The organism is Chryseobacterium sp. D764 (assembly GCF_019317325.1).
Classification (GTDB): domain Bacteria; phylum Bacteroidota; class Bacteroidia; order Flavobacteriales; family Weeksellaceae; genus Chryseobacterium.
Genome location: NZ_CP079219.1, coordinates 4,375,865 through 4,391,438, shown reverse-complemented (window position 1 = coordinate 4,391,438; position 15,574 = coordinate 4,375,865). Strand labels below are relative to the sequence as shown.

The 15,574-nt window shown below is 40.0% G+C and carries 6 protein-coding genes, 2 tRNA genes and 3 rRNA genes; 1 reads left to right on the top strand and 10 read right to left on the bottom strand.

The features are described 5' to 3' along the window. Nucleotides 1-49: 49 nt before the first annotated feature. The 8 genes from kdpA to KYG33_RS20035 form a co-directional block, all read right to left on the bottom strand. Nucleotides 50-1,744, bottom strand: a complete 1,695-nt coding sequence (kdpA, locus tag KYG33_RS20065; RefSeq protein ID WP_219072297.1) for a potassium-transporting ATPase subunit KdpA — start codon at nucleotides 1,742-1,744, stop codon at nucleotides 50-52. 6 nt (nucleotides 1,745-1,750) lie between these two features. Next, nucleotides 1,751-1,828 (bottom strand): potassium-transporting ATPase subunit F, encoded by a 78-nt coding sequence (locus KYG33_RS22645; protein ID WP_077415921.1) that lies wholly within the window; start codon nucleotides 1,826-1,828, stop codon nucleotides 1,751-1,753. A gap of 353 nt (nucleotides 1,829-2,181) precedes the next feature. Then, on the bottom strand, nucleotides 2,182-3,504 hold the full coding sequence (locus KYG33_RS20060) for a sigma-54-dependent transcriptional regulator (protein ID WP_219072296.1): 1,323 nt from the start codon (nucleotides 3,502-3,504) through the stop codon (nucleotides 2,182-2,184). A 649-nt stretch (nucleotides 3,505-4,153) separates the two neighbouring features. Continuing rightward, nucleotides 4,154-4,261: ribosomal RNA gene (gene rrf, locus KYG33_RS20055) — 5S ribosomal RNA — on the bottom strand. Nucleotides 4,262-4,404: 143 nt separating this feature from the next. After that, a 23S ribosomal RNA gene (locus KYG33_RS20050) occupies nucleotides 4,405-7,163 on the bottom strand. A gap of 203 nt (nucleotides 7,164-7,366) precedes the next feature. Continuing rightward, nucleotides 7,367-7,440 (bottom strand) — tRNA-Ala (locus tag KYG33_RS20045). A gap of 82 nt (nucleotides 7,441-7,522) precedes the next feature. Continuing rightward, nucleotides 7,523-7,596, bottom strand: a tRNA-Ile gene (locus KYG33_RS20040). A gap of 197 nt (nucleotides 7,597-7,793) precedes the next feature. Then, nucleotides 7,794-9,310: ribosomal RNA gene (locus KYG33_RS20035) — 16S ribosomal RNA — on the bottom strand. The 16S, 23S and 5S rRNA genes sit together here with 2 tRNA genes alongside, the layout of an rRNA operon. Nucleotides 9,311-10,485: 1,175 nt before the next feature. On the opposite strand from KYG33_RS20035, the gene KYG33_RS20030 reads away from it, so the two are divergent. Further along, nucleotides 10,486-13,353, top strand: coding sequence for a M16 family metallopeptidase (locus KYG33_RS20030; RefSeq protein ID WP_219072295.1), 2,868 nt, complete (start codon nucleotides 10,486-10,488; stop codon nucleotides 13,351-13,353). Between the two features lie 93 nt (nucleotides 13,354-13,446). Here KYG33_RS20030 and KYG33_RS20025 read toward each other — a convergent pair whose 3' ends face one another. Together KYG33_RS20025 and KYG33_RS20020 are read right to left on the bottom strand one after the other, a co-directional pair. Then, nucleotides 13,447-14,523, bottom strand: coding sequence for a GNAT family N-acetyltransferase (locus KYG33_RS20025; RefSeq protein WP_077414207.1), 1,077 nt, complete (start codon nucleotides 14,521-14,523; stop codon nucleotides 13,447-13,449). Continuing rightward, on the bottom strand, nucleotides 14,520-15,521 hold the full coding sequence (locus tag KYG33_RS20020) for a polysaccharide deacetylase family protein (protein WP_180565273.1): 1,002 nt from the start codon (nucleotides 15,519-15,521) through the stop codon (nucleotides 14,520-14,522). Before KYG33_RS20020 ends, KYG33_RS20025 begins: the two co-directional genes overlap by 4 nt. Nucleotides 15,522-15,574 lie beyond the last annotated feature (53 nt).

The following is a 15,574-nucleotide window of genomic DNA, read 5'->3' as shown; positions in this document are numbered from 1 at the left end:
CTCAGCATCCTTAATGGTTAATATTGATTGTAATTTTTAATGTTCACATTTATTTTGAGAAATACTGAATCTGCTCTGCAATAGGACCCAAGGTCAATGCAGGGAAGAAAGACAGTGCTGCAATCAGTAGAATCACTGCCAGTGTCATAAATCCGAAAGTAGCCGTATCTGTTTTCAGCGTTCCTGAGCTTTCAGGGATATATTTCTTCTGTGCCAATAGTCCTGCAATCGCTACCGGTCCTATAATCGGGATGAATCTTGATAGTAACAGCACAATTCCTGTTGAGATATTCCACCAAGGGGTATTATCTCCAAGTCCTTCGAATCCGGATCCGTTATTTGCTGCAGAAGAGGTAAATTCATAAAGCATTTCACTGAAACCATGGAAACCGGGATTATTCAATGTTTTTGTTCCAAATTCCGGTAAATAAGCCGTTAAAGCTGTTCCTGCAAGAATTAAGAAAGGATGGAATAAAGCTACAATCATCGCGATCTTCATTTCTTTGGCTTCAATCTTTTTGCCCATAAATTCCGGGGTTCGCCCTACCATCAAACCGCTTATGAATACCGCCAGAATGATAAAGATGAAATAGTTCAGAATTCCGACTCCACAGCCTCCGTAGAAACAGTTGATCATCATCGCAAGCAGCTCATTCATCCCTGAAAGCGGCATTGTACTGTCATGCATAGAATTCACAGACCCTGTGGAAATAACTGTAGTTGCGATACTCCAATAACCAGATGAAGCACTTCCGAAGCGTATTTCTTTGCCTTCCATTGCTCCCAGACTGTTGTCTGTTCCCATTTGTGTAATCAGAGGATTTCCTCCTGTTTCATTCACAACATTCGGAATGGTAAGAGCAAGAAAACCGACTGTCATTACGGTAAAGATCACCCATGAAAGCTTTCTTTTCTTCAGATAAAAACCCAGTGCAAATACCAATGCAAAGGGAATGATCATTTGAGTGACCATCTCTGTCATATTGGTTATATAATTAGGATTTTCAAGCGGATGTGCTGAGTTGGCTCCAAAAAACCCACCTCCATTAGTGCCTAAATGTTTAATGGCAACAAATGCAGATACAGGACCTCTGGAAACATCAGCTTTCTGACCTTCCCATGTAATCATATGATCCTTTCCTTCAAAAGTCATCGGACTTCCATTGATAGAAAGAATGAAAGCTACAATTATACTTATTGGAACCAGAATTCTGATCATTGATTTTGTGAAAAAATCGTAGAAATTCCCTAATTCTGTGCTTGTTTTTTCTTTAAAAGCTTTGAAAAGAACCGCCATTGCCGCCATCCCTGTTGCTGCTGTTACAAACTGTAAAAACATCAGATAAAGCTGGCTCAGATAGCTTACTCCCGTTTCTCCCGAGTAATGCTGTAAATTACAATTGACTAAAAACGAAATAGTTGTATTAAAAGCCAGATCGGGTGACATATTCGGATTTCCATCAGGATTTAAAGGAAGCCAGGCCTGGTTCATTAAAAGAAGAAAACCAATGATAAACCAGATCAGATTGATCGCCAGCATGGCATACATATTCTGTTTCCAATTCATCTGACGGGAAGGATTGATTCCCGATATTTTATAAATTAACTTTTCAATGGGTTCAAAAACCGGATCAAGGAAAGTTTTTTTGTATCCATAAACATTAGCTATGTATTTACCTAAAAATATTCCGATAACTAACGTGACAGCAAACATTGCTATAATGCCTAAAATTTCTGTATTCATGACCAATTAAAATTTTTCAGGTTTAATTAAAACATAACAGATATACACAAAGGCAAGTATTGAGAGGAAAAATAAACTCCACATAATTTATATTCTATCAAAAAATTCAACTGATTTATATAAAAGCCAAAACAACACTGCAAAAAGCAGAATTAAACTTATAAGCATCATATCTTAATCATTAGGGTTAAAAGAGTCAGTAATACATACGATACAATCAGCAGACTAAAAGTTGAATGCTCCCGTTTTTTAAACGTTTTTCTTGAAATTGTCATTTTAAAATATTTTATTCAGAGACTATATGCCAAAAGAAAGTCCATTCTGAAAAACAATCGAGTAAAAATCTATATATCAACACATTAACCTAAATAACCAAACTATATAAAAACAGAAAAGCCTATCAAAATGATAGGCTCTTTATTAAAATGATAAAAGATTTATTTCAATCCATATTCTTCAAGCTTTCTGTACAGCGTAGCAATACCGATCTCTAGTAAACGGGCAGCTTCTGCTTTATTTCCTTTTGTGTACTGTAATACTTTTTGGATATGTATTTTTTCCAGTGAACGAATGCTTAGCGAATCACTTTCCGGAACTGCTTTCTCGGAATAATGAGGAAGGCTTTCAGCATCAAGAATATTGTTATCCATTAAAATCAAACTCCGCTCTACAGCGTTTCTCAACTCACGAATATTTCCTTTCCATTCATTTACTTCTAGCGCTTTATAATAGTCCGGACTCACCTGAACAGAGGACAAGTGAAGTTTATGAGAAAAAAGATCAATAAAGTTCTTCGCAAGTACTTTCAGATCTTCTTTTCTATTGCGCAGAGACGGAAGACTGATTTCAAATACATTCAATCTGAAATAGAGATCTTCTCTGAAGTTTCCCTGCTTTATTTCAACCTCCAGATCTCTGTTGGTAGCCGCAATCAATCTAAAATCAGACTTTGAAACTTTCGTCTCACCCATTTTGATAAATTCCCTGGTTTCCAGAACTCTGAGCAGCTTAGCCTGAAGTTCTATCGGCATCTCACCAATTTCGTCCAGAAATAATGTCCCTCCATTTGCTTCTTCAATCAACCCTTTTTTATCCTTTATCGCCCCTGTAAAAGCCCCCTGTTTATGGCCAAAAAGCTCACTTTCCAAAATCTCTTTACTAAATGCTGAACAGTTGATTGCCACAAAGCTGTTTTTATTTCTGTCACTTCCTTCATGAATAGCACTGGCAAAGACTTCCTTACCCGTTCCTGTTTCTCCTGTAAGAAGCACAGCAGCATCCGTTAAAGCCACTTTTTCTGCTAATTTCTTAGCCTGCAGAATTAAAGGTGATTTACCCAGGATCTGATCAAAACCTTTCGTAATAACCTGCTGGACCATTCTAGATTTATTATCCTTTACCTTTTCAAGGGCTTTATACACCAATGGTATAATTTTCTCATTATCATCTCCTTTCACCAGATAATCGTAAGCGCCATTCTTCATGGCTTGTACTGCATCCGTGATATTTCCAAATGCAGTCATTAGAATAATTTCCAGCTGAGGATATTTGCTTTTAATAGACTTTATCAGTTCTACTCCAAAAGCATCAGGCAGACGGACATCGCTTAAAACAACATCAAAATCATATTGCTCCAGCATTGTCATCGCTGAACGTGCTGTAGAAGCTTCTTTTACATTAAAATTTTCTTGGGAGAGGATCATTCCCAGTAACTTAAGGAGTTTGATCTCATCATCGATGATCAGAATGTTTCCTGACATTATAATTATTTTTGGAAAACTAATACAAACTTATTGAATTTATTCGAGTAAAACTGGTTTCTACAAGGAAATAGTTTAGTGAACAACTGGTGATATTTTTGGAGCCTTCTCCCACTATCCATTCATACTCCTCGCGCCAGGCTGCCCTGCGCTGCATCCCATTGGCTCTCCCAGGCATGCTGCGGGGTAACCATCACTATCGGGGCTAGGGAGGAAGCTAATTATGAATTATAAGTTATGAATGATGAGTTGTGTGGCTCTGGGTTCTGCGTATGAACTGTGGGATGAGAAATGAGGAGTTCTAAATCGTACTAATACCCCTGTTCCAATAATGTCATTCCGTAGGAATCAAGGCTTATTAGAATCTTAAAAGTTCAAAGGAATACTATAGATGTTTTAATATTTAAGTGATTGATAAATTGATAATCTTAGATCTACTTAATTATAAAATTTAAAATGTATTGTATAGATTCCTGGGGAGTGGAGTATTGGTGATAAATGATAAACGGTAAATGATCAATGGTCGTGGATGACAATAGGGGACAGTCAATCATTATTGATTGCTGATTGCCTATTATTTATGAGTTGGGTATAACGCAAAAAAAAATCCTTTATCATAAGATAAAGGATTTTTTAAAAATAAAATAAAAACTGGCGGCGGCCTACTCTCCCGCTTTCGCAGTACCATCGGCGCTGGTGGGCTTAACTTCTGTGTTCGGAATGGGAACAGGTGAGCCCCACCGCTAAAACCACCCTAAAGAAGGTATATAAGGCTGCACGGTATAAGTAAAAGGATACAGGTTTTACCTGCTTCCCAATAGCTACCATCTGCTACCTGGTTATTTTCGATAAAAACTTTCACAAAGAGGTAACCTTGCTGCACTTTCGTGCGCCATATTAGGCTATAAATCTACGGGTAATTAGTACTACTCGGCTATGACATTACTGTCTTTACACCTGTAGCCTATCAACGTCGTCATCTCCAACGACCCTTAAAAGATGTCTCATCTTGAGGCGAGTTTCGCACTTATATGCTTTCAGTGCTTATCTCTTCCAAACGTAGCTACTCAGCAGTGCACCTGGCGGTACAACTGATACACCAGAGGTTTGTTCAATTCGGTCCTCTCGTACTAGAATCAAGCCCTCTCAAACATCTAACGCCCGCAATAGATAGAGACCGAACTGTCTCACGACGTTCTGAACCCAGCTCGCGTGCCACTTTAATGGGCGAACAGCCCAACCCTTGGGACCTTCTCCAGCCCCAGGATGTGACGAGCCGACATCGAGGTGCCGAACCTCCCCGTCGATGTGAGCTCTTGGGGGAGACTAGCCTGTTATCCCCGGAGTACCTTTTATCCTATGAGCGATGGCCCTTCCATACGGAACCACCGGATCACTATGTCCTGCTTTCGCACCTGATCGACTTGTAGGTCTCACAGTCAAGCACCCTTATGCCATTACACTCTACGCACGGTTACCAAGCGTGCTGAGGGTACCTTTGAAAGCCTCCGTTACTCTTTTGGAGGCGACCACCCCAGTCAAACTACCCACCACGCAATGTCCTTCCCTTAAGAAGTTAGGCTCCAAGTAAGTAAAGGGTGGTATTTCAACGTTGGCTCCACCTACACTAGCGTGCAAGCTTCAAAGCCTCCCACCTATCCTACACATTACTTACTCAAAGTCAATACGAAGTTATAGTAAAGGTTCACAGGGTCTTTTCGTCCCATTGCGGGTAATCGGCATCTTCACCGATACTACAATTTCACAGAGCTCATGGTTGAGACAGTGCCCAGATCGTTACACCATTCGTGCAGGTCGGAACTTACCCGACAAGGAATTTCGCTACCTTAGGACCGTTATAGTTACGGCCGCCGTTTACTGGGGCTTCAGTCAATGCCTTCGGTTTAACCCTAAGCACCTTCCTTAACCTTCCAGCACCGGGCAGGTGTCAGACCCTATACTGCATCTTTCGATTTTGCAGAGTCCTGTGTTTTTGATAAACAGTCGCCTGGGCCTCTTTACTGCGGCCACCATTGCTGATGGCGTCTCTTCTCCCGAAGTTACGAGACTATTTTGCCTAGTTCCTTAACCATGATTCACTCTAGCACCTTAGGATTCTCTCCTCGACTACCTGTGTCGGTTTTGGTACGGGTTGCTTCACTTCGGCTTTTCTTGGAAGCACTTTCCCTACAGCAGCTTCGCCCGAAGGCTAGGCCTTGACTATTCCGTCAGTCTCCAGTAAGTACGGCACTCCGTCCCCTTTTTAGTGTGAGCAAGTATGGGAATATTAACCCATTGTCCATCCACTACCCCTTTCGGGTTCGCGTTAGGTCCCGACTAACCCTCAGCTGATTAGCATGGCTGAGGAAACCTTAGTCTTTCGGTGAGCGGGTTTCTCGCCCGCTTTATCGTTACTTATGCCTACATTTTCTTTTCTATCCGCTCCACAATACCTCACAGTACTGCTTCAGCGCAAATAGAATGCTCTCCTACCAGATGTATCTAAAATACAAATCCATAGCTTCGGTAATATGTTTATGCCCGATTATTATCCATGCCGGACCGCTCGACTAGTGAGCTGTTACGCACTCTTTAAATGAATGGCTGCTTCCAAGCCAACATCCTAGCTGTCAATGCAGTCCAACCGCGTTGTTTCAACTTAACATATATTTTGGGACCTTAGCTGTTGGTCTGGGTTCTTTCCCTCTCGGACATGGACCTTAGCACCCATGCCCTCACTGCCGTAGAACATTTATTAGCATTCGGAGTTTGTCAGGAATTGGTAGGCGATGAAACCCCCGCATCCAATCAGTAGCTCTACCTCTAATAAACTTATATACGACGCTGCACCTAAATGCATTTCGGAGAGTACGAGCTATCTCCCAGTTTGATTGGCCTTTCACCCCTACCCACAGGTCATCCGAAGACTTTTCAACGTCAACCGGTTCGGTCCTCCACTCTGTGTTACCAGAGCTTCAACCTGCCCATGGGTAGATCACAAGGTTTCGCGTCTAATCCTACTAACTATACGCCCTATTCAGACTCGCTTTCGCTCCGGCTCCGGTACTTAATACCTTAACCTCGCTAGTAAAATTAACTCGTAGGCTCATTATGCAAAAGGCACGCCGTCACAGCTTAATGCTGCTCCGACCGCTTGTAGGCGTACGGTTTCAGGTTCTATTTCACCCTTCTATTCGAAGTGCTTTTCACCTTTCCTTCACAGTACTTGTTCACTATCGGTCTTTCAGGAGTATTTAGCCTTGGAGGATGGTCCCCCCATATTCAGACAGGATTTCACGTGTCCCGCCCTACTCATTTATCACTCAAATATGCCTTTCATATACGGGGCTATCACCCTCTACGGCCGTTCTTTCCAGAACATTCTATTAAACATATATCAGCTTTTGGGCTAATCCGCTTTCGCTCGCCACTACTTACGGAATCTCTTCGATTTCTTTTCCTCCGGGTACTTAGATGTTTCAGTTCTCCGGGTTTGCTCCTCTTACGAGGTGACTGGTCTTCAACCAGCCGGGTTGCCCCATTCGGACATCTGCGGATCAATTCGTGTGTGCCAATCCCCGCAGCTTTTCGCAGCTTACCACGTCCTTCGTCGCCTCTGAAAGCCTAGGCATCCGCCATACGCCCTTAACGATTTCTTTCCTAATAATTATATTAGTTCAGTATTTTTTGATAAATTTAATTTATCGATATTTTTATAAACTCGGCACTCGAAAGTGCTCGGTTATCTCTTTGTGATGTCTTTACCGTTAATGTCAATGATCTTAAATTCTTTTTGTACAACTGATGAACAGATATTGTTTTTGGCTCTATCCGTAACTTTTAAATCAGTCTTCCAAAACTGTGGAGAATAAGGGAGTCGAACCCTTGACCTCCTGCGTGCAAGGCAGGCGCTCTAGCCAGCTGAGCTAATTCCCCTCTAGTTGCTGTTGGCTATTTGCTTCTGGCTTCTGGCATTTTTGCCATCAGCTATAAGCTATTTGCCAGCCGCTTTAATTAGTAGTCTCGGGCAGGCTCGAACTGCCGACCTCTACATTATCAGTGTAGCGCTCTAACCAGCTGAGCTACGAGACTTTATATGAGTTATGGGAATGAGTAAGTAAGTTATACTTTTCCTCTTCTTCATTTCTCAATCTCTTTCCCTATACTAATTTCTAGTGGGTGTTGTATTTTTAATATAACCAACCAAACAAAAAACTAAAGCTTTACTTTGAAGTAAGTGCATGGTACATTTAAGTACCTTTGTTTTTTTATCGTCTTACGACGCTCTAAAATGAGATGTTCCAGCCGCACCTTCCGGTACGGCTACCTTGTTACGACTTAGCCCTAGTTACCTGTTTTACCCTAGGCAGCTCCTTTTACGGTCACCGACTTCAGGTACCCCAGACTTCCATGGCTTGACGGGCGGTGTGTACAAGGCCCGGGAACGTATTCACCGCGCCATGGCTGATGCGCGATTACTAGCGATTCCAGCTTCATAGAGTCGAGTTGCAGACTCCAATCCGAACTGAGACCAGCTTTCGAGATTTGCATCACGTCACCGTGTAGCTGCCCTCTGTACTGGCCATTGTATTACGTGTGTGGCCCAAGGCGTAAGGGCCGTGATGATTTGACGTCATCCCCACCTTCCTCTCTACTTGCGTAGGCAGTCTCACTAGAGTCCCCAACTTAATGATGGCAACTAGTGACAGGGGTTGCGCTCGTTGCAGGACTTAACCTAACACCTCACGGCACGAGCTGACGACAACCATGCAGCACCTTGAAAAATGTCCGAAGAAAAGTCTATTTCTAAACCTGTCATTTCCCATTTAAGCCTTGGTAAGGTTCCTCGCGTATCATCGAATTAAACCACATAATCCACCGCTTGTGCGGGCCCCCGTCAATTCCTTTGAGTTTCATTCTTGCGAACGTACTCCCCAGGTGGCTAACTTATCACTTTCGCTTAGTCTCTGATTCCGAAAAACCAAAAACGAGTTAGCATCGTTTACGGCGTGGACTACCAGGGTATCTAATCCTGTTCGCTCCCCACGCTTTCGTCCATCAGCGTCAGTTGTTGCTTAGTAACCTGCCTTCGCAATTGGTGTTCTAAGTAATATCTATGCATTTCACCGCTACACTACTTATTCCAGCTACTTCAACAACACTCAAGACCTGCAGTATCAATGGCAGTTTCACAGTTAAGCTGTGAGATTTCACCACTGACTTACAGATCCGCCTACGGACCCTTTAAACCCAATAAATCCGGATAACGCTTGCACCCTCCGTATTACCGCGGCTGCTGGCACGGAGTTAGCCGGTGCTTATTCGTATAGTACCTTCAGCTACCCTCACGAGGGTAGGTTTATCCCTATACAAAAGAAGTTTACAACCCATAGGGCCGTCGTCCTTCACGCGGGATGGCTGGATCAGGCTCTCACCCATTGTCCAATATTCCTCACTGCTGCCTCCCGTAGGAGTCTGGTCCGTGTCTCAGTACCAGTGTGGGGGATCACCCTCTCAGGCCCCCTAAAGATCGTTGACTTGGTGAGCCGTTACCTCACCAACTATCTAATCTTGCGCGTGCCCATCTCTATCCACCGGAGTTTTCAATTTAAAATGATGCCATTCTAAATATTATGGGGTATTAATCTCCCTTTCGAAAGGCTATCCCCCAGATAAAGGCAGGTTGCACACGTGTTCCGCACCCGTACGCCGCTCTCTCATTTCCGAAGAAACAATACCGCTCGGCTTGCATGTGTTAGGCCTCCCGCTAGCGTTCATCCTGAGCCAGGATCAAACTCTCCATTGTATGTTTGTCTGACTCACTCAAAGTTTTTTTTACGCTTTAGTTTTTCCTTACTTGGTTGTTATATTGTATGTCAATGATCTTTATATCTTTCGCTTTGTAACGAAGCACTCTCTTCTGTCAGTGGCGCTCCGTATTTGCGAGTGCAAAAGTAAAACTTTATTTCTTAATGACCAAATGTTTTGAAAGAAAATTTTAAAGTTTTTTAAGTAACCTTAATCCCTCTCCTAAACCTTAATCACTCTACTCCTGCGCTCCCTTTATTTGGGACTGCAAAGATACAAACTCTTTTTAAACTCGCAACTTTTTTTGATAAAAAAATTAAAGTTTTTTGTCTGCCTCTTTTTGAAGTATCATAATGTCTATGCTTATCTAAAAGCTCTCCTGCGCTACTGTATTACTCTCGTTTTTCAGTGGGGCAAAGATAACAACTTATTGCAACGCAAAACAACTTTATTTAACATAAATTTTACACACCCGTAATATTTAACCCTAATACGCTGGAACGCAGAGAGAAAAATTTTAAACATTTGTTTGGGAGATTCAAGGGAGCGCTTTGAGGGAGAAGAAATCATGAGTAATGGGGTAATGAAAGATACATTCTATTATATATATATAAGATAAAGGGAAGGTTGGGGGAAAGGTGCAAGGGGAAGCTTTTATAAAACAGGCTCCCTTCGTCTACGCTCAGGATAATAGTGCGTTCTTATGGAATGAGTACTGGTTAACCACAGATCACGCATTTGCACAGATGATGATGTATATTTAGTATAGGGTATTTCGGGGGAATTCATAATTCATCATTAACCTCCCCCTAGCCCTGATAGAAATGGGTACCCCGCAGCACGCGTTGGAGAGCAGGTGGATTTGAGAATCGCACAGCCCGGGCGTGAGGAGTATGAATGGATAGCAGGAAATAGCTCCTGAAAAAGATCATCTGTATAATAATGGATATTAAAGCGTATACTATTATATATTATATAGTATGAAAGATATTCTATAAAAATAAATTACCAGTAGCAGCCTTTATTTCCTTTCTACAATGGGTATTTCATTCTTATGATTTACCTTTTCAACTACAACAATAGATGTAATAGTGATAAAAAGCAGCTAACATTTTTTTTGATTTCATACATTTGTAGTGCATTCCGGATTCTAAGGAGTGAAATGAGTTTTATATGACAGACAGAAAATATAAGGAAACGGTTCATACTGATAAAAACCACTACGAATATATTACGATAACACATGACGAAAATAACGTCAGAATTTATACTTTGAAAAATGGGTTGAAAGTTTTTCTTGCTCAAAATTTTGATGCTCCTAGGATACAGACTTTTATTCCTGTAAGAACCGGAAGCAATAATGATCCGTCTGATAATACAGGACTGGCCCATTATCTTGAGCATATGATGTTTAAAGGGACTTCACAAATCGGGACTCAAAACTGGGAAAAGGAAGAAGTACTTCTGGACCAGATCTCAGCGCTGTATGAAGAGCATAAAGCAGAACAGGATCCTGAAAAGAAAAAGGAGATCTATAAAAAAATTGATGAAGTTTCTCAGGAAGCCAGTCAATATGCTATTGCCAATGAATATGACAAAGCCATTTCTTCTTTGGGAGCTACCGGAACGAATGCACATACCTGGTTTGATGAAACAGTATATAAGAACAATATCCCGAACAACGAACTTGAAAAGTGGCTAAAAATAGAAAAAGAAAGATTTTCTGAGATTGTACTTCGTCTTTTTCATACGGAACTGGAATCTGTATATGAAGAGTTCAACAGAGCTCAGGATAATGATACAAGACTTGTAAGCTATGAATTGATGGATGCTCTTTTCCCTACGCATCCTAACGGCCAACAGACAACACTTGGAAGAGCCGAGCATTTGAAAAACCCTTCTATGAAGGCTATTCACAAGTACTTTGATGAGTATTATGTTCCTAATAACTACGCTATGGTGCTGGTTGGTGATCTTGATTTTGAAGAGACCATTCAATTAGTTGATCAATATTTTGGCACCTTGCCTTATAAAGAGCTTCCGCAAAAGACACCGATTATTGAACAACCCATTACAGAAATTGTAACAAGAACAGTGAAAAGCCCTACTACTCCACGCACTCAGTTGGCATGGAGAACAGAAAGCTATGGAACAAGGGACGCTATGCTTGCAGATGTTGTTGCCAATATCCTCAGCAACAGGGGTGAAGCAGGATTACTGGATCTGCATATCAATCAGACTCAAAAAATGCTTTGGGCTCAGGCATTTTCTGTAGGGTTAAGACAATATGGATATTTTTCTATTGTAGCTGTACCTAAGGAAAACCAAACTCTTGAGGAAGCAAAGAACATGGTGCTGGAGGAAATTGAACTGATAAAGAAAGGCGATTTCCCAGACTGGATGCTGCCAGCAATCATTAATGATTTCAAAATTCAGAGAATGAAAGGCCTTGAAACAGCAGAAGGGCTTGCTACCACCCTGTACGATTCTTATATAAAAGGGATAACGTGGGAGCAGGAACTGAATGAGATGGATGAATATACTGCTTTTACGAAGGAAGATATAGTGAATTTTGCCAAGGATTTTTTCAAAGAAAATTATGTTGTTGTCAATAAAGAAAAAGGTGTCAATGACATGTTGATCAGAGTTGAAAATCCAGGTATTACTCCTGTTAAAATCAACAGAGATACTCAGTCTGAGTTTTTAAAAGAGATTTTAATGGATAAGACAGAGGATATTAAGCCGGAATTTATCGACTATCAGAAAGAAATTGCCACTGATCAGCTTAACGGAAAGAAATTAAGTTTTGTAAAGAACAACTATAATGATATTGCACAGCTTCATTTCATTTTTCCTTTTGGAAGTGACAATGACAGAGATTTGGGAATTTCCACTCAGTTGCTGCAATACCTGGGTACGGATACTCTTTCGCCTGAAGATTTAAAAAAGGAATTTTTCAAAATCGGAATCAGCAATGATTTCAAAACCACAAATAATCAGTTGATCATTTCTCTAAGCGGATTGGAAGAAAATATAGAAAAGGGAATTGCTCTTCTGCAGCACTGGATGCATGATGTAAAACCAGACCAGGAAATCTATAATCAGTTTGTGGGAACTGTACTGGAAAACAGAGAGGCCATTAAGAAAGATAAAAACCGTATTATGACAGCGCTGACCAATTATACAAAATTGGGTGCTCACTCACGTTTTACGGATATTATTTCCCAAGAGGAACTTGAAGGCAGCAATTCTGAAGTTTTCACTGACAGAATAAAAAAGCTTTTCAAATATCCATATCAGGTATTCTTCTATGGTAAAAGCTTTGAAAATTTCAAGGGATATATTGGTCAGTATATAGAAACTGAGAGTCTTCAGATTTCGGAAGCTAAACAATATCCAGAGCCTGCCACCGGAGGAAATGTAAATTTCATCAATTATGATATGGTTCAGATGGAAATGAGCAAAATCGGAAAAGGAAATCTGGTGAATCCACTTCATTTTGGAAAGATCAATGTATTTAACGAATATTTTGGACGGGGATTATCATCAATTGTTTTCCAGGAAATCCGGGAAAGTAAGAGTCTTGCTTACTCTGCTTACGTTTCTTATGCAGCGAACTCGGAACTCAACCATCCGGATTATGTAACGACTTATATCGGAACTCAGCCTGACAAGCTTATGATTGCTGTGGATACGATGAATGAACTGATGAATGAACTTCCTGAAGTGCCTATTCAGTTTGAGAACGCCAGAAATGCTGCTCTGAAACAGATTGCCTCAACAAGGATTACCCGAAATAATATATTTTTCAATACATTAAGATTGAAGAAACTGAATATTTATCATGATTTCAGAAAAGATATTTACAACCAGATTCAGGATCTGAAATTTGAAGATATCAGACATTTTTATCAGACAGAAGTTAAATCCATAGATTTTAACACCGCCATTATCGGTAAAAAAGAAAATCTGAATATGGAAGCAGTCAATAAAATGGGAACATTTAAAGAAGTAAGTCTGAAAGATATTTTCGGACATTAAAAAACAAACCGCCCGATAGAATTATCGGGCGGTTTGTTTTTTATAAATGATCAATGATAATTGATCAGTGATCATTTATAATTCATAATTCTATTACGTCATCATGCAATCCCCGTCCCCGTCCTGATAATTGGGATTAAAATTATTGGGAAGTAATTCTAACAGCTGTTGATGAAACAGATATTCTCTTTTAAAATCACGGTCATAAATAGGAGAAAATACTTTCGATTGTTGTATTGTCTTGTTGAGGCTGGTCTGATAACTTGTAAATCCTTTTACTTTATTGGTAATTATGAAATAATTTAAAAACCTGACAACCTCAGCCAGATCAGAAGTTGAAAAAAGGTAGGGAATTTTAAGGTATCCGTCGCGGAGCTGCAACAGGAAACAAGCCTTGAGTTGATTATTCTGATCGAAAATCTTAATCCAAAAGTATGTAAATGTATCCGCAAAACTTGAAAAGAAATATTTCACGTCTCTTTTTCCTTCCAAAATCCATGGATAATCTATAAAAGTATTGATTTCATCTGCATTCCGTACCCCGGAAAATCCAGTCATAAAATCAGCACTTTCTTTGTCAATACGAGGAAGAACCTCATATTTGAAGTCCGGTTTCTGTACCGGTAAGTTCTTTATTGAGATTAATAAATTGGCGGCAGCATCCAGAGACTGAAAAAGCGGCTTCAAGGGTTGTGTTCCCGGTTTTTTTTCAGGAATCATTTTAGCAGCATCAGTTCTGAAGTAATATCTCTTCCCTTCTTTAGGAAAGACATATTCAAAAACACCCATAATATTATAGAGGGCTTCTGCTTCTTTGGTAAATTCTGTAATGGCAATTCTGCCTTCGTATTCTTCAAAAACCTTTTTCAGTAATGCTTTTGCAGGTCTTCTTTTTCTGTAATCAGGGTTTGCATATAAAGTGCTTAGCCAGGCATAGCGGATTTCCTTTCCATCAATCTCAAAGCAATCCGGGAAACACCCAACATATCCAATAAGTTTTTCTTCAAAGAATGCCAGAATAAGAAGGGTATCTTCCTCTGATGCTTTAGGATTGTGAATATGCGACAATGCACGATGTTTTGTAATAGGAAGAAAATCATACTGCAGAAATGCTCCGGATGATATAAAATCTTCCAGTTCTTTTCTGTTGAATGTTTTCAGCGCTATCATTTTCTCAGAATGGTATTTTTGTTAATCAGTCTTTTCAGTTTGAAGTAAGCCGTTTCTTTTTTCAGTATTTGTTCCCCGCTCTCACCCATTTCCATTGGAATTCTTTGAAAATTTTTCTTTACACTATCCAGTTTTACCCCTGCACATCCAAAACTACAATAGATTTCCTCATTTTTAAAGAGCTCATCAAAAAAGTTTTTCTGAACTTCAAAATCAGTAAACGGAAATGCAAAACTTTCGTAGAGGAAATCATTTTCTTTCAAATAAGCAAAAGTTTTATTCGTAGTTTCCATCTGTTCTTTCAAAGATAAATCTCCATATTTAGGGTGATCCCAGCTGTGAGAAGAGATTCCGAAACCTTTCCTTGTAAGTTCTTTTAGCTCTTCTGTACTTAAATAGGGTTTACATTCTTTTGAATAAGCATTAAAATCCACTTCAAGCTTTTCAGCAAGCCTTTCCAAAATATTTTTCCCCTGATAATTAACCTGTAAAATATTCTTTTGTAAAACACCTTTGTCTGCATGGCTGTCAAGAGAAAATATACGATAAACCTCGGGATTTATAGTTTTATTCTTCTCAACTGCATCTGCAAGAAGGCTGGCTTTGCATCTGAACATCATATCTTTATTATCAATAAAAGCAGGGTTTACGAAATTGCAGGCATAAATTCCCTTTCGTTCCAAAACCGGTGCTACTATATCATAAAATTCTCTGAAACCGTCATCAAAAGTAAGCAGGGCAATTTTTTTCTTAGATTTAAAATCCCCGGACATACACTCTTTAAACTCCTGCCAGTTGACAAACCGGAAATTCTTCGCAAGATGATCAAGATCTTCTTCAAACTGTTTTGTATTCTTATAACGGATCACATGTTTTATATGGGGAAGTTCTCTGTCGGAGACACTGTGATAAAGCGGCAAACAGTAATCCAGCGGAAAAGATTTCCCGATATTACCAGATTCGAAAGCTGCCAAAACATTGATGATCCTGTCTTTCATCTTATTTAAAATAAAAAAGAATCTATTCAAAACTCAGTTTAAATAGATTCTTA

Excerpts from the sequence above, each read along its gene's own strand:
- KYG33_RS20030 (WP_219072295.1), top strand. The coding sequence starts at position 10,486 with ATGACAGACAGAAAATATAAGGAAACGGTTCATACTGATAAAAACCAC.
- KYG33_RS20060 (WP_219072296.1), bottom strand. The coding sequence starts at position 3,504 with ATGTCAGGAAACATTCTGATCATCGATGATGAGATCAAACTCCTTAAG.
- KYG33_RS20020 (WP_180565273.1), bottom strand. The coding sequence starts at position 15,521 with ATGAAAGACAGGATCATCAATGTTTTGGCAGCTTTCGAATCTGGTAAT.
- KYG33_RS22645 (WP_077415921.1), bottom strand. The coding sequence starts at position 1,828 with ATGTGGAGTTTATTTTTCCTCTCAATACTTGCCTTTGTGTATATCTGT.
- KYG33_RS20025 (WP_077414207.1), bottom strand. The coding sequence starts at position 14,523 with ATGATAGCGCTGAAAACATTCAACAGAAAAGAACTGGAAGATTTTATA.
- kdpA (WP_219072297.1), bottom strand. The coding sequence starts at position 1,744 with ATGAATACAGAAATTTTAGGCATTATAGCAATGTTTGCTGTCACGTTA.